We start from the raw sequence: 16,206 nt of genomic DNA, 5'->3' as shown, positions 1-16,206 counted from the left end.
GTCGGCTACGCGCCGATCGGCCAATTGGCCAGGATCACCAGCCACAGCACGGCGGCGGCATAGGCCTGCAGACAATAGCGCAGGTTGCCGCGTGCCATCGTCACCGACGGGATGGCGTAGCGGCCCTGGATCGTCAGGTTGGTGCCCGAGGTCGGGCCGGCAGCCAGGCCGATCGCCCAGGATTGCACGAAGAGCAGCGCCAGCAGCGTCGGCGCCGGATGCAGCGGCGCCAGCCAGGTCGAGGCCATGGTGATCGAGATGACGGCGTGGATGCCGAGCGCGGCGAGCAGGATCATCGCCGCCAGTACCAGGGCGGCTTCGAAGGCGCCGAAGCGGGAGAAGGGCATCCAGATGCCGCCGGTGTCGATCAGCGCACCGAGTCCGCTGGCGAAGCAGCCGGCGGCGAGAAAGAGCACGAGTTCGCCGGACATGGCCGGCAGGCGCTGGCCGGCGTGGGTGGCGATGGCGCGGACGGCCGGTGCCGGTCCGAGTCGTTGCAGCAGGGTCGCCGACACCATCAGCAGCGAGGCGAGGCTGATCACCGACAGCATCGACCAGCCGGGAAACGCCAGGTGCCCGCACCAGACGGCCGCTGCCAGGATGCCGGGCAAGGCCAGCGCACGCGGGTGCATCGGGTAGCCGACGAAGCTGTCGGCGCGGTCGTCGCTGGCGCGGATGATGTCGCGCCCGGCCAGCCAGACGAGGACGACGGCCAGCGTCGCGCCGGCGAGCATCAGGCCGAGGGGGCTGGCGCCGGGCGCGTAGGTGAGCGCCACGGCGGTGGCGGCGAAGAAGGGCGACCACAAGGCCGCTGCGAGGTAGGCGCGCGAGAGCAGCGCCACCTGCTGCTGGCTGGGATGGCCGCCGCGGCCGACGCGGTCGGCCATGATGAAGAGCGCCGACAGGTTGATGACGGCGCCGAGCAGGTGTACGCCGACAGCCGAACGCCAGAGCGCGCCGCGTCCGGTCGGCAGTTCCTCGCGCGCATCGTCGGAGGCGCCGAGCATCTGCAGGAAACTGACGGCGGCGAGCATGCCGAGCAGCGCTGTGTTCTGGGTCAGCAGGCCGATCCAGACCGGTTTGCCGCCGCGCATCAGGGTCAGGCCGAAGGCGGCCGCGCCGACGCCGGCGAGCAGCAGCGCCTGCCGCTTCTGGGCGCTCGGGAGCTGCGGCCAGAGCACCGCGGCGGCGAGCCAGGCGGCGATGCCGGCCCACCACACCGGCAGGCCGACGCCGATGCCGGAGACGGCGGCCAGCAGGGTCATGGCGGTCAGCAGCAGCGTCGCGGCGCGGCGTTGTGTCGGCGGGCGCTGCGGTTGACCGGGGCGGGGCGGATTGGCGGGAGCGTCGGTGTTCATGCGTTCAGCGTATCCAAATGTAGTTTTTGCGGCGACGAGGCGCTACAATCGCCGGCTGTTGTGATCGTGGCAAAGGTATTCGATGTATCGTTTGGTGACATTCGTCAATGACTATTCCGGGCGGCGGCAGCAGGAGCGCGGGCCGTGGTTGAAGAGCCGGGAAGAAGCCGACTACTGGCAGTCGCAGCTGCGCGAGCGCGGCTATGTGGTTCGCATCGAGAGCATGTCCGGCACCTTGCCGGATAGCGGCGGCAATGCGCTGGCGCAGGCGCTGTCGAGCATGGCCTAGTCGGCCTGGCGCGGCGTTCGCGGGCATCGCCATTCATTTCACCCGTCATTTCTTTTCCTAAGCCATCGACTGCTTGCGCAGGTGGCGCCATAGCGTTGTGCGGTCGATGCCGAGGATCGTGCTGCAATCCTTGATCGATCCGTTGGTGGTCTGGTAGACGTGGCGGATGTAGCTTTGCTCGACGTCGCGCAGCGTATGTCCCGAGACCGGGAAGGACAGGCGGTCGATGCTGCAGTACGGCGCATTCTCGGCGGGGACCGCCGTCAGGTCGGCGATGCCGATCGTGCCGCCGTCGCAGACGACCATTGCGCGTTCGAGCATGCCGTGCAATTCGCGCACGTTACCCTGGAAGTTGTGCCGTTGCAGGAAGGCGAGCGCTTCGGCGCCGAGCCGGACCGCGCCCTTGCGGTATTGCCGCGAGAGCACGTCGACGAAATGCGCGCAGAGCGGTTCGAGGTCCTCGATGCGGTCGTTGAGCGGCGGCAGGAAGAGGTTGAGGAAGGCGATGCGGAAATAGAGATCGGTGCGGAACAGGTTCTGGCGCAGCAGGTCGCGCAGGTCGCGGTTGCTCGCGCAAATGACGCGAACATCGATCGGGATGAGCTTGTTGTCGCCGAGGCGCATCACCTGCTTTTCCTGCAACACCCGCAATAGCCGGCCCTGCAGCGCATAAGGCAGTTCGCTGATCTCGTCGAGGAAGATGGTGCCACCGTGCGCCATCTCGAAGAGGCCGGCCTTGCCCTTGCGCGCTGCGCCGGTGAAGGAACCCTCGACATAGCCGAACAGCTCGCTCTCGATCAGCGTTTCGGGCAGGGCGGCGCAGTTGATGGCGACGAAGGGCATGTTGCGGCGCGGACTGGCGTTGTGCATGCTCTGCGCGAACAGTTCCTTGCCGACGCCGGACGGGCCGGAGATCAGCACCGAGGCCTCGTAGGCCGAGAACTTGCGGGCGGTGCGGATGCATTCGGCCATCGCCGCGCTGCGATGGACGATGTCATCGAATGTGTATTTGGCGACGAAGCCCTTTTCGAGCAGGCGGGTGCGGATCTTCTGCTCCACACGCTGGACCTCGGTGACGTCCTGGTAAGTCGCCACCGCCCCTATGACCTTGCCATCGACGATGACCGGCACCCGGTTGGTGGCGACGACGACGTCGTTGCCGATATGCTGGATGTCGCCGATTTCGGGGTGGCCGCTTTCCATGACGGTGGTGAGGCGCGTGTTGGCAATGACGTCGGCGATGTTGCGGCCGAGCGCCGACAGCCGGCCGACGCCGGTGATTTTCTCGGACGCGCTGTTGAAGACGGTGACGGCGCCGGCGCGGTTGATGGCGACGATGCCGTCATGGACGAAATCGATGATCGTCGCGAATTGCTGCGCCCGTTCCTTTTGCTGCCAGGCGGCGCGCAGGATCTGCTGGGCTTCGTCGATGGCCTCGCGGATTGCCCGGCGCCCCGACTGGACCCAGACGGCGCTGCAGCCGCGCCGCCGGGCCTCGGCCTCGACCTTGCTGTTGCCGACGAAGGTGCCGACGCCGAGGCGGATGAGCTGGTCGACCTCGACGGCGACGTCGCTGCGGCTGTCGACCTCGACCGAGACCGAGCGCAGGCCCATGGCGTCGGCGACGATGTCGGCGCCGCTGATGACGTTGCGATGGCCGACGATGCCGATGAGCTCGTCGCGGCCGTGTTGCCGGACTTTCTTGAGGCTCTCGATGAGATCGAAGGCGGACACCTTGATCTCGACGACCGGGATCGCCACCTCGGCCTTGATCTGGTCGTAGGTGCCGCCGCGCGAGACGATGATGCGGGCGCCTTGCTCGATGGCCGCGCGGGCGGCGGCGACGCCGTCGGCGAGCGTGCCGGGCACGATGTCGACGTTGTCGAAGGGCGCGTCGGCGACGATCTCGCCGGCAAGGTCGGCGAGCGACCGGATCGGTGCAACCACGACGATTTCTTTCACTCCGTCTCTCCGTCTTGTTTTTATCCCATGCCGAAGGAATGACTGCAGTTTTTTTGTTGCAGTTTGCAACGCGCTTCTGCAAATTGCAACGGCATTTTTTGCGCTGTTGATGCTGGTTGTGACTTTTTTCCTTTGATGTCAATGACCTATGTCGATTTCTTGCGATTGGCATGCTCCTTGCGATAAGAGCCTGTTTCGGTAGGGATCGTGGGCCGCGCCGCTTCGCTGCGGGAGGCAGCGCAAGGCGTGGGCGATGAAGTGGAGTTGTTCTCCACGAATCGACCGCAACGCAGCGATGCGCCCGCAACGAAGCGGCCCTTCGGGTTGCCGATAGGGGCGGTGTCTGCGGCGTTGCTCCGCTTGTGCATGGAACAACCATGCGCTGCGCCTCGCGCCTTGCATCCATCCGCCCCTATCGACAACGCGGTCCGCGAGCCCTACCGAAATAGGCTCTAAGTTCAATTTGGCGGAGCGTTGCAGTTTTGCAGCGCCGACGTCCGCACCGGCCGGCACGGCGGAAAAGATCATGTCTTGAATCGGGAGAGGGAGAAATGCCGTGGCAAAACACATCGAAGTGAATATGGCGCTGTGTACGGGCTGCCGCCTGTGCGAACTGGCCTGCTCGGCCGTCAAGGGCGGCAATTTCAATACGCGCATGTCGCGCATCAAGGTGACGCTCGTCGACATTCCGGAGATCCCGGTGCCCTTGCTGCTCGACAACTGCGACTACTGTTTCGACAACCCGGTCTGCGTCCGCTTCTGCCTGCCCAAGGCGCTCGAGTGGAAGGAGATGGAGGCCAAGCCCGAGCGGCCGCCGGTGTCGCAGGCCAAGGCGATCGCGCGCGACTGGTTCGCGCGGACCTGCGCCAAGTAGGCCGGTCAGGAATTCAACAGCACTCTTGCGGAGGATTTCATGCAATTGCAAACGCAGGCCGGGGCTTCGCCCGGCGGAGGATTGAGCGGCATGGCCGCGAAGGCGCATGTGCGCTTCAAGGCGTTCTCGGTGATCCGCGACGTCATGGGCGCCGAGTATGTCGATGTCGAGGTCGACCAACCCGGCACCGTGCAGGATGTCATGGACGCGCTGCTGGCGCGCTTCGGCGAGGATCTCAGGGAAAAGCTCTGGGATCGCGAGGAAAACGCGATGACGCCTTTCCTCATCCGTCTCAATGACGAAATCATCCGGTCGCGTTTCGACATGGGCCGGTCGATCGAGGACGGCGGTGAAGTGGCCTTCATTTTCCCGATTGGCGGGGGTTGAGCATGAGTTCAGGGGATAAAACGATGCAAACGAAAAACGGCACGCGCAAGCAGATACAGGGGCAGGGTTATGTCGGCTGGATTCTGCGGGTCAATCTCGACAGCGGCACGATCGGCAAGGAACCGCTGTACGAGGATCTGGTCCGCGATTTCGTCGGCGGTGCCGGCCTCGCCGCCCGCATCTTCTACGACGAAGTGCCGGCGAAGATCGATGCGTTCGCGCCGGAAAACAAGCTGATCATGATGACCGGACCGGTCAATGGCACGATGGTGCCGACCGCCTCGCGCGCCGTCTTGTGCGCCAAGTCGCCGACGACCGGTTCGTTCTTCCACAGCAGCTTCGGCGGTTTCTTCGCGCCCGAGCTCAAGGCCGCCGGCTATGACGGCATGATCATCGAGGGCAAGGCCGAGCATCCCGTCTATCTGTGGATCGACGACGGCACGGTCGAGATCCGCGACGCGCGGCATCTCTGGGGCCAGAGTACCTTCCACGCGCAGGCGGCGATCCGCAAGGAAATCGGCGACGACGAAATCCACGTCGCGTCGATCGGCGTTGCCGGCGAGGCCGGCCTCGCCTATGCCATGGTCCTGCTCGACATGCGTGCCGCCGGTCGCGGCGGCGTCGGCGCGGTGATGGGCTCGAAGAACCTCAAGGCGATGGCGGTGCGCGGCACCGGCGGCGTCAGCGTGCCCAATATGTTCGGCGTTTATAACAAGGCGCAGCGGCTCAACGATCTCGTTGCCACGACGCCGGCGATCCAGGGGCTGTCGAGCTACGGCACGCCGCGCAACGTCGCCTCGATGAACGACGCCGGCATCCTGCCGACGCGCAACTGGCAGACCGAGGTGTTCGAAGGCATGCAGAACATCACCGGCGAGGCGATGAAGGAGAAGATCGTCAAGGGCAACCGCGCCTGCATGGCCTGCTCGATCAACTGCACCAAGTACAGCGTCGTCCCCGACGGCCCCTACAAGTCGATCATCAACGGCGCCGACTACGAGACGATCTATGGCTTCGGCAGCTGCTGCGCCGTCGATAACATGGAAGCCTTGTGCAAGGCCGACGAACTCTGCGACGAATACGGCATCGACCTGATCTCGGCGTCGGTGTGCATTTCCTGGGCCATGGAAGCCTATGAAAAGGGCATGCTGACCAGGGACGATACCGATGGCATCGACCTGCGCTTCGGCAATGCCGACGCGATGATCGAGGTGCTCGAGAAGATCGGTCGCAACGAGCCGGGCATCGGCGCGCTGCTGGCCAAGGGCACGCGCGAAGCGGCTCGCATCGTCGGCAAGGGAACCGAACGTTTCGCCATGCAGAACAAGGGTATCGAATGGGCCGGGCATACCTGCCGTCCCTTCCCTGCCTGCGCCGTCGGCTATGCCACCGGGCCGCGCGGCGGCAGCCACCACGACATCCGGCCGACCGCCGAGAAGAGCGGTCTCGTCGACCGCAAGGTACTCGAAGGCAAGGGCGCGCTGGCGGTCGAGGTCAACCACTGGCTGATCTTCGCCGACTCGATGGGCCTGTGCCATCTCGGCGAGCCGATCTGGGGACCGCTCAAGATCAGCCAGAACCAGATCGAGGCGCTCAACGCCATCACCGACTGGAACCTGTCATATGACGAAGCGCGGAAAATCGCCGAGCGCCAGTGGAACATGATACGCTGCCTGTCGGCGCGCGAAGGCTTCACGCGCGACTACGACCAGTTGCCGATCCGCTTCATGGAAGAACCGATCCCCGAGGGGCCGATGAAGGGCAGTGTCATCAGTCGCGAGACGCTCGAACGCCTGAAGGACGATTACTACGAGTATCGCGGTTGGGACAAGAAAACAGGTAACCCGACGCCCGCCAAGCTCAAGGAGTTGGGATTGGAGTTCGCGATTGACGATTTCTGACGATCCGCAGGGCGTGGCCGGCACCGCGTGTGCCGGCCACGCCGGCCGTCGTCGATGACGGAGACATTGTTCGAAGCCTTGCGGCTGGTGGTCGTTGTCGACTACCAGCTGCTGGCCATTGTCGCGCTCTCGCTGCGCGTCAGCCTGAGCGCGCTGGCGATCGGCGTGCTGATCGGCGTGCCGGTCGGGGCGGCGATCGCGGTGCAGCGCTTTCCCGGCCGCGGGGCGCTGATCGTCGTGTTGAATGCGATGATGGGGCTGCCCTCGGTCGTCGTCGGCGTCATCGTCTATCTGCTGCTGTCGCGCAGCGGCCCCTTCGGCGAGTTCGGACTGCTCTTCTCGCCGGCGGCGATGATCTTCGCCCAGACGCTGCTGGTGGTGCCGCTGATCGCGGCGGTGAGCCGCCAGATCGTCGAGGATGCCTGGAACGACTATGCCCCCGAACTCACGCTCATCGGCGTGCGTCGCTGGGATGCCGTCGTCCTGCTCATCGCCGATTGCCGTTTTTCCCTGTCGCTGGCGGCGCTGGCCGGGCTGGGGCGGGCGATGTCGGAAGTCGGCGCGGTGATGATCGTCGGCGGCAATATCGACGGATTCACGCGCGTCATGACGACGGCGATCGCGCTGGAAACCAGCAAGGGCAATCTGGCGCTGTCGATCGCGCTCGGCATGGTGCTGATCTGCCTGATCCTGATGCTCAATGCCCTGGCGTACGGTCTGCGCTGCTGGGCGCTGCGAAGGGTCGGCTGATGTTTCCGCTCAGGGTGCAGGGGCTGGCGTTTCGTCCGGAGCGGCAGACGGTGTTGCAGGACCTCGACCTCGATCTCTCGGGCGACGGCATCAGTGTCATCCTCGGTCCTAACGGCAGCGGCAAGACCGTCTTGCTGCGGCTGCTCTCCGGCCTGCTCGCGCCGAGCGCCGGCCGCATCGACTGGAACGGGCGCGACCAGCCGAACGGCCGCCTGGCCATGGTCTTCCAGCATCCGGCGCTCTTGCGCCTGTCGGTTTTTCGTAACGTCGAATTTGCCCTCGCCGCGCAGGGCGGCGAACGTGCCGCGCGGCACGCCCGTACGCGCGAGGTGCTCGAACGCGTCGGACTGGCCCATCGCCTCGACGAAAGCGCGCGCCTGCTCTCGGGCGGCGAGCGTCAGCGGCTCGCGTTGGCCCGCGCCTGGGCGCTGCGTCCGCGCATGCTGCTGCTCGACGAACCGACCGCGAGCCTCGACCCGAGCGCCACCGAGGCGGTCGAGCGCATCATCCGCGAGATCCGCACCGACGGCGCCAAGATCCTGATGACCACCCACAACCTCGGCCAGGCGCAGCGCCTCGCCGATGACATCGTCTTTCTCGCCGACGGCTGTGTGCAGGAACACGTGCCGGTGCGGCGCTTCTTTTCCCAACCTCAGTCGCCCGCGGCGCGGGCCTTTTTGCAAGGAGAACTTCCATGGCGAATCGCATTCGATCGCTGATGGCCGGTGTCGGCCTCGGACTCGGACTTACCCTGGCGGCATCGCTGCCGCTGGCGGCAGAAGAAACCCTGGTGGTCGCCTCGACCACCTCGACCGAACAATCCGGCCTGTTTTCGTGGATCATCCCGCGTTTTGAACAAGCGAGCGGAATCAAGGTCAGAATCGTTGCCGTCGGTACCGGCCAGGCGATCGACATCGGTCGCCGGGGCGATGCCGACGTCCTGCTCGTTCATGACCGCGAGGCGGAGGAGAAATTCGTCGCCGAGGGCTTTGGCACGCAACGTAAGGATGTGATGTACAACGACTTCATTTTTGTCGGTCCCAAGGACGACCCGGCCAGGCTCGCTGCGGCGGGCGGCGCCCAGGGTGCGTTCAAGGCGATCGCGGCCAGCGGCCAGGGCTTCATCTCGCGCGGCGACAAGAGCGGCACGCACGCGGCCGAGTTGCGCCTGTGGAAGGCTGCCGGCATCGATCCCAAGGCCTTGCCGGGCTACAAGGAAACCGGCAGCGGCATGGGGCCGACGCTGAACATGGCGGCGGCGATCAACGCGTATACGCTGGCCGACCGCGCCACCTGGGGCGCTTTCAAGAACCGTCGCGAACTCGTCATGGTGCTTGACGGCGATCCGGCCTTGTTCAATCCTTACAGCGTCATTCCGGTCAATCCCGCGCGGCATCCGCACGTCAAGGCGCGCGCGGCGCAGCAGTTCAGCGACTGGCTGACGTCCGACACCGGACGCGAGGCGATCGCGAGCTTCCGCGCCGACGGGCAGCAGGTCTTCTTCCCGAACTCGAAAAAGTGATTACAGAGACTCCTTCATGGCAATGACACCGAAATCTTCCGGCGACGGCGAAAACGCCGCGCTCAGCGTTTCCCAGGCCCTCGACTACATGCTCTCGGCGGTGACGCCGATCAGCGGCAGCGAATGCGTTCCCTTGCGCGCCGCGCTCGGGCGCATCCTCGCCGCCGACGTGACCTCGCCCTATGACGTGCCGGCGCACGACAATTCGGCGATGGACGGCTACGCGCTCCGCGCCGACAGCCTGGCCGCGGACGCCGAGACCTCGCTGGCCGTGGTCGGCACCGCCTTCGCCGGCCGGCCGTTCTCGGGCCTCGTTGGCAAGGGCCAGGCGGTACGCATCATGACCGGCGCCGTGCTGCCGGCCGGCGCCGACCTCGTCGTCGAGCAGGAACTCACGCGTCTGGAAGTCGGAGAGGGCGGCGATCTCGTCGTCATTCCGCCGGGGCAGGCGCGCGGCAAGAACATCCGCTATGCCGGCGAGGATCTCGCCCGCGGCGTCGTTGCCTTGCATGCCGGCAAGCGCATCGGCGCGGCCGAACTCGGCGTCATCGCCTCGCTCGGCGTTGCCGAAGTCGAGGTCAAGCGTCGCCTGCGCGTCGCCTATTTCTCGACCGGCGACGAACTGGCCTCGATCGGCCAGATGCTGGCGCCGGGCCAGATCTACGACAGCAACCGCTACACCTTGTTCGGCCTGCTCAGCCGGCTCGGTGCCGACATCATCGACAAGGGCGTCGTGCCCGACCAGCCGGAACAACTCGAACAGACGCTCAACGAAGCGGCCACGCAAGCCGATGCGATCATCACCAGTGGCGGCGTGTCGGTCGGCGAGGCCGATTTCGTCAAGGAGATCCTGGCCAAGTCGGGCGAGGTCAAGTTCTGGAAGGTCAACGTCAAGCCGGGGCGGCCGATGGCCTTTGGCCGCGTCGGCAAGGCCTGGCTGTTTGGCCTGCCGGGCAACCCGGTGTCGGTGATGGTCAGTTTCAGCCAGTTCGCGCGGCCGGCGCTGCTCAAGCTCGCCGGCGGCGACGTCTCGCCGCTGCCGCTCGAAGTGAAGGTGCGTGCCGCCTGTTCGATCCGCAAGCCGCACGGCCGGCGCGAGTACCAGCGCGGCGTGCTCTGCGCCGTCGATGGCCAGTGGGAAGTGCGCACCACCGACAATCAGGGCTCGGGCGTCTTGCGCTCGATGACCGAGGCCAACTGCTTCATCGTCTTGCCCGAGGACTGCGCCTCGGTGTCGCCCGGCGACATCGTCAGCGTGCAGCCCTTCGAGGGCTTGTCGCCGGGCTGCTGAGCGGCGCGGCGAATACGGGGAGAACGACAGGAAGAAAAAAGAAATCCGGCAGCGGGCGCGGCGGCGGAAGACGATCCGGTCGCGGCGCGCGGGCCGGCACACGCCGGGCGTCAGTGGCGCATGAAGAGTCGCCGATGCCGGAAGGCCGCCGGCGCGTGCGAGAGCACCATGGAAACGACGACAATCGACCAGAACAGTCCGAGCGATGCCGACGGGATGAGGGCCGCCAGCGCGACGAAGGGCAGCTTGGCGAGGACGCCGAGACCGGAGACTTCGAGCAAATGCGCCGGCTTGCGCCAGGTGTCGAGGGCCAGCATGCCGAGGCCGGAAGCCGCCGTCAGCAGCGCGCCGGACCTTGTCGAGGTGCCGGCCAGCAGCGCGGCACCGAGCAGGATGATGCCGACGACATGGAGGCTGCGGCAGGCGACGTTGAGCCAGCGGCGCAGCGGCGGGTCGCGGCGCTCGGGTTTCTCGTTCGGCGGGGCGGGCGGTTTGGCGGAAGACATGGCGGGACGCGAAGCACAAGAGAACTAAAAACAAGATGAAGGGAGCGGAGGCATGGATGACAAACGCTTGATGCGCGACAGCCGGCACATCATGCTGCCAGAAATCGACCTCGAGGGACAGCGGCGGCTGAGTGTGGAGAAAAGCGTGGCGGCAGGCGCGCCGGAGTCCTGCGATGGCTGACGCGATCCCGGCCGGCGGGCGCAACCGCTTCGACCTGGCCGAACTCGCCGGTGCCTTCGGCGACCTGGGCACGCTGATTCCGTTTGTCGTCGCCTATGTCTCGATCCTCAAGGTCGATCCGACCGGGCTGCTGCTCGGCGTCGGTGGTGCGCTGATCGCCGCCGGTCTTGTCTATCGCACGCCGGTGCCGGTGCAGCCGATGAAGGCGATCGGCGCCATCGCCATCGCGCAGACCGCTGGCAGCGCCGTGCTGACGCCGGCGACGGTCGTCGGTGCCGGCCTTGTCACCGGTGTCTTCTGGTTGCTGCTTGCCGTTTCCGGGCTGGCGACGAAGCTCGCGCGCCTCGTGCCGGCGCAGGTGCTGATCGGCATCGTCATGGGACTCGGTTTGAGCTTCATGCGCGAGGGCATCGGGATGATGGGGCAGAACGCCTGGCTGGCGGCGGCGGTCCTTGTTGTCGCGCTGGTACTGCTGGCGCGCTCGCGCCTGCCGGCGATGCTGGTGCTGCTGCTCATCGGCGTTGCCGTGGCGCTGTGCGCGCAGCCGACGCTGGCCGACCGGCTGGCGCTGATCCGTCCCGACTTCCGCCTGCCGTCCTTCGCCTGGCCATCGCTCGCGGCGAACGATCTCTGGCAGGGCGCGCTGCTCCTGGCGCTGCCGCAACTGCCGCTGACCTTCGGCAACGGCCTCGTCGCGCTCGTCGATGAGAACAACCGGGAATTCGCCGACCGGCCGATCGAGGTGCGCCGCGTCGCGCTGACGACCGGGCTGATGAATGTCTGGGCGAGTGCGATCGGCGGCATACCGATGTGTCATGGTGCCGGCGGCATGGCCGGGCATGTCCGTTTCGGCGCCCGCACCGGCGGCGCCTCGATCCTGCTCGGCGGGCTGCTGGTGGTGCTGGCGCTTTGCTTCGGCGACTCGCTGCTGCTGATCCTGCAACTCTTTCCGGCGCCGGTGCTCGGCGTCGTGCTCTTCCTCGCCGGCGCCGAACTGGCGATCAGCGGACGCACGCAGGACGCCGAACGCGGCGGCCGCTTCGTCGTGCTGACGACGGCAGCATTGGCGACCTGGCATGTCGGCATCGCCGCGCTCTACGGCTGCCTGTTCGTGTGGGCAGCCCGACGCGGCTGGATCCGGGCCTGAGGTCGTGGCGATGATGCCCGCATCGGATGATGAACGCATGAGCGGCGGTGTCGCTGAGTCGCTGCCTGGCGCCATCGAGCGCGAGACGCCGGCGTCCGCGCCGGCATCGGATGAATGGACCGGCTGCACCGGTCAATGTGCCCGCTGCCGCTACCGCGAGCCCTGCGAGGCGGGCGTCCCGATCGAACCGGGACGCTGATGCTTTTGGCATTGTAACCGCGGCATCCGAAAGGGCGCCGCGTTGATCCTCACCCGACCTGGTCGGTCGATGCCGGTGTCGTCTTCTCGATTCCGAGCCGGCGCATTTTTTCCCAGAGATTCTTGCGGCTGATGCCGAGCAGGTCGGCGCCGCCCTGGATCTGCCAGTTGCAGGAATTCAGCACCCGAACGATGTAGTCGCGCTCGCAGGCGTCGAGATGGTCGCGCAAGCTGCCCCGAGGGTCGGGATCTTCGCTGGCGGTCGGGGCCGGGGAGTCGAACAGGTGCTCCATCGAGATGCTGCGGCCCTCGGTCAGCAGACTGGCCCGTTCCAGGGTGTTACGCAGTTCGCGCACATTTCCCGGCCAGGCATGGCGGAGCAAGGCCTGTTCGGCGGCGGCGGTGAGCACCGGCGGTTTCTTGTTCGGGCCGGCGATCTCCGCCAGGAACAGCCGGGCCAGCCAGAGAATGTCCTCGCGTCGTTCGCGCAGCGGCGGAATCCGCAGTTGCACCACGTTGACGCGGTAGTACAGGTCCTCGCGGAAGGTCCCGTCGGTGACCATCTCCTTGAGGTCGCGGTGCGTCGCGCAGATGAGTTTCAGCTCGACCGGCGTCGCCGTCTCGCCGCCGACCTTGGTCACGCTGCGCTCCTGGATGGCGCGCAGCAGCTTGGTCTGCATCGTCAGCGACATGTCGCCGATCTCGTCGAGAAACAGGGTGCCGCCGTCGGCCTGTTCGAAGACGCCTTTCTTGCTGCGGATGGCGCCGGTGAAGGCGCCTTTGACGTAGCCGAAGAGTTCGGCTTCGAGCAGCGTTTCGGTCAGCGCGCCGCAATTGACGGCGACGAAGGGCCGCTGCTCGCCGGCCATGTTGTGCAGCGTTCGGGCGATGCGTTCCTTGCCGACGCCGGATTCGCCGGTGATCAGCACGGTCGAATTGCTCGCCGCCAGGCGCGGCAGCAGCGAGACGACGTGACGCATGGCCGGGGAAGCGCCGAGCGAGACCGCGGCATCCTCGCTCTTCGTCGCGGCGATGCTGCGGATGCGGGTCATCAGCGCATCGAGGTCGAAGGGCTTGGTGATGTAATCGTGCGCCCCTTGCTTCAGCAGCGTCACCGCCGTATCGATGTCGCCCGCGCCGGTGACGAAGATGAAGGGCGGCAAGGCGACGTGTTCGGCCAGCAGCTTGGCGAAGAGCGCGTCGCCGGAAACGCCGGGAAGACGGATGTCGCAGATGACGAGCAGGTAGTCGCGCGAGACCAGCGCCGTTTCCGCATCCCTGGCGTTTCGGTGCCAGTCGCAGGGGAAGCCTTCCAGGGAGAAGCGATCCACGAGCGATTCGCCCATGATTTCGTCATCTTCGACGAGACAGATTCGGGTGGTGTTAGCGTTCACTGGATTCACTTAGCGGTAGGGTGACGACGAATCGGGTGAGCGGACCTGCCGATTCGGCCCGGATGCTGCCGTCGAGCTGCGTTACGATTTGGTAACAGACCCACAGGCCGAGGCCGTTGCCATGTTCGGAGACCTGGGCGAAAGGCTCGAACAGCCGCTCGCGCACTGCCGGCGAGAGGCCCTCGCCATCGTTTTCGACGACGATCTGCAATTCGGTTTCGCCGGCATGGAGGTTGACCTCGACCTGGCCGTCGTTGCCGGCCGCCTGGATGGCGTTGAGCGTCAGATTGATGAGCAACTGGCGGATCGGCGTCGAGGGCAGCGGCACTGCCGCCGAGAGCGCCGTTTTCCAGAGCAGTCGGGTGTTTTGCGCATGCGCGCCGGGAGAGACGAGAACGCGGACGTCTTCGAGGTCGTGCGGCGTCAGTTGCCGGCTGGTGATCTTGGCTTCGACGAGCAGGGCGGCGACGGTCTCCTTGATCTGCGTGAGGCCGCGTTCGAGCAGGCTGATCGTTTTCTGGTTGAGCGGATCGGCCGAGCCATAGCGTTTCAGCGTGCTTACCGCGTTGAGCAGGCCGCCGAGCGGGTTGTTGATCTCGTGGGCGATGCTGGCCGTCAGCCGGCCGACCGCGGCCATGCGCTCGTGCTTGACGACTTCACGCTTCAGCACGATTTTTTCCTTCATCTCTTCGACGAGTTGCCCGTAGGCCAGGTAGAGCGCACCGACCTCGTCGTTGTACGGGTAGAGCTTGGGATCGAGCGGCGGCGGCTCGCCGCCGCTGATCTGGCTGAGCCGGTCGGTGACTTCCTGCAGCGGGGCGACCATGCGCCGGCCCCAATACCAGTTGATCGGCAGCAGCACGGCGAGGATCAGCAGCGTGATCCAGGCGGCGCGTTCGATGAACTCGATGAAGCGCTGCCGGATCCAGGCGTTGTCGTAGGAGACGATCAGCGAGCCGAGCCGGATGGTATCGCTCTCGATCGGTATGACAATGAAGAGATGCGTCGCGCTGTCCCGCTCCACCGTCAATATCTGGTCCTCGGGATGGGCGGCGATGTCGCGGTCGAGCGTCGCGAAATCGGCGCCGAGCGAGGCGAGTTCGCTGAGTACGGGATGCTTTTCCGGGTGCGAGGAGGCAAAGACCCGCCGCTTCGCATCGAGCACGATGAGGCTTTCCGCCTGCGCCGATTCGCTGTCCTTGAAGGGCAGCGACACCGTCTCGTAGGCCCGCCAGATATCGTCGTGCAGCAAGGCCGGGAATAATGCCCTCGACATTGTCTGGCCGAGGTCGTTGAGGTTCTTGAAGGTGTCGCGGCGCACCGCCTCCCAGGTTTGATAGAGAAACGAAGTCGACAGCGCCAGCGCCGTGACCAGGATCAGGGCAGCGCCGAGTAGCGGCAGCTTGATGCGCAGGCTGAGGTTGAACAGCATCAGAGATCGCCGAGTTCGCGCATCATGTCGGTCACCCCTTTGTAGAGGCTGGGCGTGCCCTCGACGAAACCGTCGAGGTTGAGTTTGTCAAGCAGGGCGCGGCCGGCGGGATCGTCCTTCATGCGGAACAGCGCGTTTTGAAATGCCTGGAAATCCGCCTTGGAAACGGCGTGGTCAGCCACGATCGGCGGGAAACCGAAGGGCTCGGATGTCCAGACGATCCTGGTCTTGGCCACCAGCTTGGGATCGACTTTCTGCAGGCTGTCCCAGACGTAGCTGTCGATGGCGGCGCCCTGTGCCAGACCGCTCGCCACCGCCCGGATCGCCTTGCTGTGCGACCAGGTGAAAAAAGTCTTCCGGAAAAATGTGTTCGCATCGACGCCGGCCTTTCTCAACTGGTAGCGCGGGACGACATAGCCGGTGTTCGACTGGGGGGCGGCGTAGGCAAAGACCTTGCCTTTCAGGTCGAGGATCGAACGGGTGTGGGTATCTGAACTCGGAACGATCAGGTAGGAGTGATAGATCGGCTGTTGCCGGTAGGATGCGACCGCGAGGATCTTCACCAGTCGGCCCAGGGCGATGTAGGGGTAGTCGCAGAGCCAGGCGAAATCGAGTTTCCCCTTGTGGATCAGGTCCATGGTTTCCTGATAGCTGTCGCGCTGGACGAAGACGACAGGGCGCTTGAGTTCGTTCTGCAGGTAGAGTTTCCATTCGGCGAGCATCGCGTGCTGGTCGTGCAGGAATGCCGGTGTCATTCCAACGCGAATGGGGCGCGTCCATTCAGCGCCCATGCCAATGGTCGAGGCCGTCAGCACCCAGACGGCGAGGCACAATCGCAACAAACGCTCAAGCCCCATTCAGACCTCCTTGGCAATTTTATTGTGGCGCTGTTACCGGATCGTAACGGCATGCAGGGTTTTGTTGTTACCAAATAGTAACCAATATCGGCGACGAACAGAAGATCAGCGGGTGATCTTTGTGATGATCGCCGTGGCGATTCTTGGCGAAAAATTA

The 16,206-nt window shown here is 65.6% G+C and carries 17 protein-coding genes; 11 read left to right on the top strand and 6 right to left on the bottom strand.

From position 1 onward, the window contains the following. Nucleotides 1-5 precede the first annotated feature (5 nt). Entirely contained in the window at nucleotides 6-1,358 is a 1,353-nt protein-coding gene (locus BLR25_RS14480) for a hypothetical protein (RefSeq protein WP_245715570.1), read from the bottom strand. Between the two features lie 94 nt (nucleotides 1,359-1,452). On the opposite strand from BLR25_RS14480, the gene BLR25_RS14475 reads away from it, so the two are divergent. Next, nucleotides 1,453-1,647, top strand: a complete 195-nt coding sequence (locus BLR25_RS14475; RefSeq protein ID WP_143009874.1) for a hypothetical protein — start codon at nucleotides 1,453-1,455, stop codon at nucleotides 1,645-1,647. A gap of 57 nt (nucleotides 1,648-1,704) precedes the next feature. Here the strand turns inward: BLR25_RS14475 and BLR25_RS14470 are convergent, their stop codons facing one another. Beyond that, the gene (locus tag BLR25_RS14470; RefSeq protein ID WP_143009873.1) at nucleotides 1,705-3,609 is read right to left on the bottom strand and encodes a sigma 54-interacting transcriptional regulator; all 1,905 of its coding nucleotides are present in this window, start codon (nucleotides 3,607-3,609) and stop codon (nucleotides 1,705-1,707) included. Nucleotides 3,610-4,165: 556 nt separating this feature from the next. On the opposite strand from BLR25_RS14470, the gene BLR25_RS14465 reads away from it, so the two are divergent. From BLR25_RS14465 to moeA, 7 genes are read left to right on the top strand one after another with little or no spacing between them, the layout of a single operon-like run. Next, nucleotides 4,166-4,483 carry a 4Fe-4S dicluster domain-containing protein gene (locus BLR25_RS14465; RefSeq protein WP_091938598.1) on the top strand — a complete coding sequence of 106 codons (318 nt, stop codon included), beginning with the start codon at nucleotides 4,166-4,168 and terminating at the stop codon, nucleotides 4,481-4,483. A 39-nt stretch (nucleotides 4,484-4,522) separates the two neighbouring features. After that, on the top strand, nucleotides 4,523-4,870 hold the full coding sequence (locus BLR25_RS14460; RefSeq protein ID WP_091938597.1) for a MoaD/ThiS family protein: 348 nt from the start codon (nucleotides 4,523-4,525) through the stop codon (nucleotides 4,868-4,870). A gap of 23 nt (nucleotides 4,871-4,893) precedes the next feature. Next, on the top strand, nucleotides 4,894-6,771 hold the full coding sequence (locus tag BLR25_RS14455; RefSeq protein ID WP_176785909.1) for an aldehyde ferredoxin oxidoreductase family protein: 1,878 nt from the start codon (nucleotides 4,894-4,896) through the stop codon (nucleotides 6,769-6,771). A gap of 54 nt (nucleotides 6,772-6,825) precedes the next feature. Further along, nucleotides 6,826-7,521 carry an ABC transporter permease gene (locus BLR25_RS14450; RefSeq protein ID WP_091938595.1) on the top strand — a complete coding sequence of 232 codons (696 nt, stop codon included), beginning with the start codon at nucleotides 6,826-6,828 and terminating at the stop codon, nucleotides 7,519-7,521. Next, nucleotides 7,521-8,240, top strand: a complete 720-nt coding sequence (locus tag BLR25_RS14445; RefSeq protein WP_091938594.1) for an ATP-binding cassette domain-containing protein — start codon at nucleotides 7,521-7,523, stop codon at nucleotides 8,238-8,240. Before BLR25_RS14450 ends, BLR25_RS14445 begins: the two co-directional genes overlap by 1 nt. Continuing rightward, nucleotides 8,216-9,043 (top strand): ABC transporter substrate-binding protein, encoded by an 828-nt coding sequence (locus BLR25_RS14440; RefSeq protein ID WP_091938593.1) that lies wholly within the window; start codon nucleotides 8,216-8,218, stop codon nucleotides 9,041-9,043. Before BLR25_RS14445 ends, BLR25_RS14440 begins: the two co-directional genes overlap by 25 nt. A gap of 22 nt (nucleotides 9,044-9,065) precedes the next feature. Then, on the top strand, nucleotides 9,066-10,334 hold the full coding sequence (gene moeA / locus BLR25_RS14435; protein WP_091938669.1) for a molybdopterin molybdotransferase MoeA: 1,269 nt from the start codon (nucleotides 9,066-9,068) through the stop codon (nucleotides 10,332-10,334). A gap of 110 nt (nucleotides 10,335-10,444) precedes the next feature. On the opposite strand, the gene BLR25_RS14430 is transcribed toward moeA, so the two are convergent. Next, entirely contained in the window at nucleotides 10,445-10,840 is a 396-nt protein-coding gene (locus tag BLR25_RS14430) for a hypothetical protein (RefSeq protein ID WP_091938592.1), read from the bottom strand. A 52-nt stretch (nucleotides 10,841-10,892) separates the two neighbouring features. Here BLR25_RS14430 and BLR25_RS21795 point away from each other — a divergent pair, with 52 nt between their 5' ends. Genes BLR25_RS21795 through BLR25_RS14420 form a run of 3 tightly spaced genes read left to right on the top strand, consistent with a single transcriptional unit; the run spans nucleotide 10,893 to nucleotide 12,367 of the window. Next, the gene (locus BLR25_RS21795; protein ID WP_281245586.1) at nucleotides 10,893-11,021 is read left to right on the top strand and encodes a hypothetical protein; all 129 of its coding nucleotides are present in this window, start codon (nucleotides 10,893-10,895) and stop codon (nucleotides 11,019-11,021) included. Continuing rightward, nucleotides 11,014-12,168, top strand: a complete 1,155-nt coding sequence (locus BLR25_RS14425) for a putative sulfate/molybdate transporter (RefSeq protein ID WP_091938591.1) — start codon at nucleotides 11,014-11,016, stop codon at nucleotides 12,166-12,168. The genes BLR25_RS21795 and BLR25_RS14425 overlap by 8 nt, the downstream gene beginning before the upstream one ends. Nucleotides 12,169-12,178: 10 nt before the next feature. Beyond that, the gene (locus tag BLR25_RS14420) at nucleotides 12,179-12,367 is read left to right on the top strand and encodes a hypothetical protein (RefSeq protein WP_091938590.1); all 189 of its coding nucleotides are present in this window, start codon (nucleotides 12,179-12,181) and stop codon (nucleotides 12,365-12,367) included. A 49-nt stretch (nucleotides 12,368-12,416) separates the two neighbouring features. Here the strand turns inward: BLR25_RS14420 and BLR25_RS14415 are convergent, their stop codons facing one another. The 3 genes from BLR25_RS14415 to BLR25_RS14405 are packed head-to-tail and all read right to left on the bottom strand — an operon-like array spanning nucleotide 12,417 to nucleotide 16,049. Next, nucleotides 12,417-13,760, bottom strand: coding sequence for a sigma-54-dependent transcriptional regulator (locus tag BLR25_RS14415; RefSeq protein ID WP_091938589.1), 1,344 nt, complete (start codon nucleotides 13,758-13,760; stop codon nucleotides 12,417-12,419). After that, a complete protein-coding gene (locus tag BLR25_RS14410) occupies nucleotides 13,750-15,192 on the bottom strand; it encodes a sensor histidine kinase (RefSeq protein WP_091938588.1) in 1,443 nt (480 codons plus the stop codon). Before BLR25_RS14410 ends, BLR25_RS14415 begins: the two co-directional genes overlap by 11 nt. Further along, nucleotides 15,192-16,049, bottom strand: a complete 858-nt coding sequence (locus BLR25_RS14405; protein WP_218122758.1) for a substrate-binding domain-containing protein — start codon at nucleotides 16,047-16,049, stop codon at nucleotides 15,192-15,194. Before BLR25_RS14405 ends, BLR25_RS14410 begins: the two co-directional genes overlap by 1 nt. Between the last annotated feature and the right edge of the window lie 157 nt (nucleotides 16,050-16,206).

It is taken from the genome of Propionivibrio dicarboxylicus, from assembly GCF_900099695.1.
In the GTDB taxonomy this organism is placed as follows: domain Bacteria; phylum Pseudomonadota; class Gammaproteobacteria; order Burkholderiales; family Rhodocyclaceae; genus Propionivibrio; species Propionivibrio dicarboxylicus.
This window is presented reverse-complemented; position numbering and strand designations above follow the sequence as displayed.

Bases quoted from the DNA above. Each gene is read 5' to 3' on its own strand.
- BLR25_RS14480 (WP_245715570.1), bottom strand. From the start codon at position 1,358: ATGAACACCGACGCTCCCGCCAATCCGCCCCGCCCCGGTCAACCGCAG.
- BLR25_RS14460 (WP_091938597.1), top strand. From the start codon at position 4,523: ATGCAATTGCAAACGCAGGCCGGGGCTTCGCCCGGCGGAGGATTGAGC.
- BLR25_RS14455 (WP_176785909.1), top strand. From the start codon at position 4,894: ATGCAAACGAAAAACGGCACGCGCAAGCAGATACAGGGGCAGGGTTAT.
- BLR25_RS14450 (WP_091938595.1), top strand. From the start codon at position 6,826: ATGACGGAGACATTGTTCGAAGCCTTGCGGCTGGTGGTCGTTGTCGAC.
- BLR25_RS14445 (WP_091938594.1), top strand. From the start codon at position 7,521: ATGTTTCCGCTCAGGGTGCAGGGGCTGGCGTTTCGTCCGGAGCGGCAG.
- BLR25_RS14440 (WP_091938593.1), top strand. From the start codon at position 8,216: ATGGCGAATCGCATTCGATCGCTGATGGCCGGTGTCGGCCTCGGACTC.
- moeA (WP_091938669.1), top strand. From the start codon at position 9,066: ATGACACCGAAATCTTCCGGCGACGGCGAAAACGCCGCGCTCAGCGTT.
- BLR25_RS14430 (WP_091938592.1), bottom strand. From the start codon at position 10,840: ATGTCTTCCGCCAAACCGCCCGCCCCGCCGAACGAGAAACCCGAGCGC.
- BLR25_RS21795 (WP_281245586.1), top strand. From the start codon at position 10,893: ATGGATGACAAACGCTTGATGCGCGACAGCCGGCACATCATGCTGCCA.
- BLR25_RS14425 (WP_091938591.1), top strand. From the start codon at position 11,014: ATGGCTGACGCGATCCCGGCCGGCGGGCGCAACCGCTTCGACCTGGCC.
- BLR25_RS14420 (WP_091938590.1), top strand. From the start codon at position 12,179: ATGATGCCCGCATCGGATGATGAACGCATGAGCGGCGGTGTCGCTGAG.
- BLR25_RS14410 (WP_091938588.1), bottom strand. From the start codon at position 15,192: ATGCTGTTCAACCTCAGCCTGCGCATCAAGCTGCCGCTACTCGGCGCT.
- BLR25_RS14405 (WP_218122758.1), bottom strand. From the start codon at position 16,049: ATGGGGCTTGAGCGTTTGTTGCGATTGTGCCTCGCCGTCTGGGTGCTG.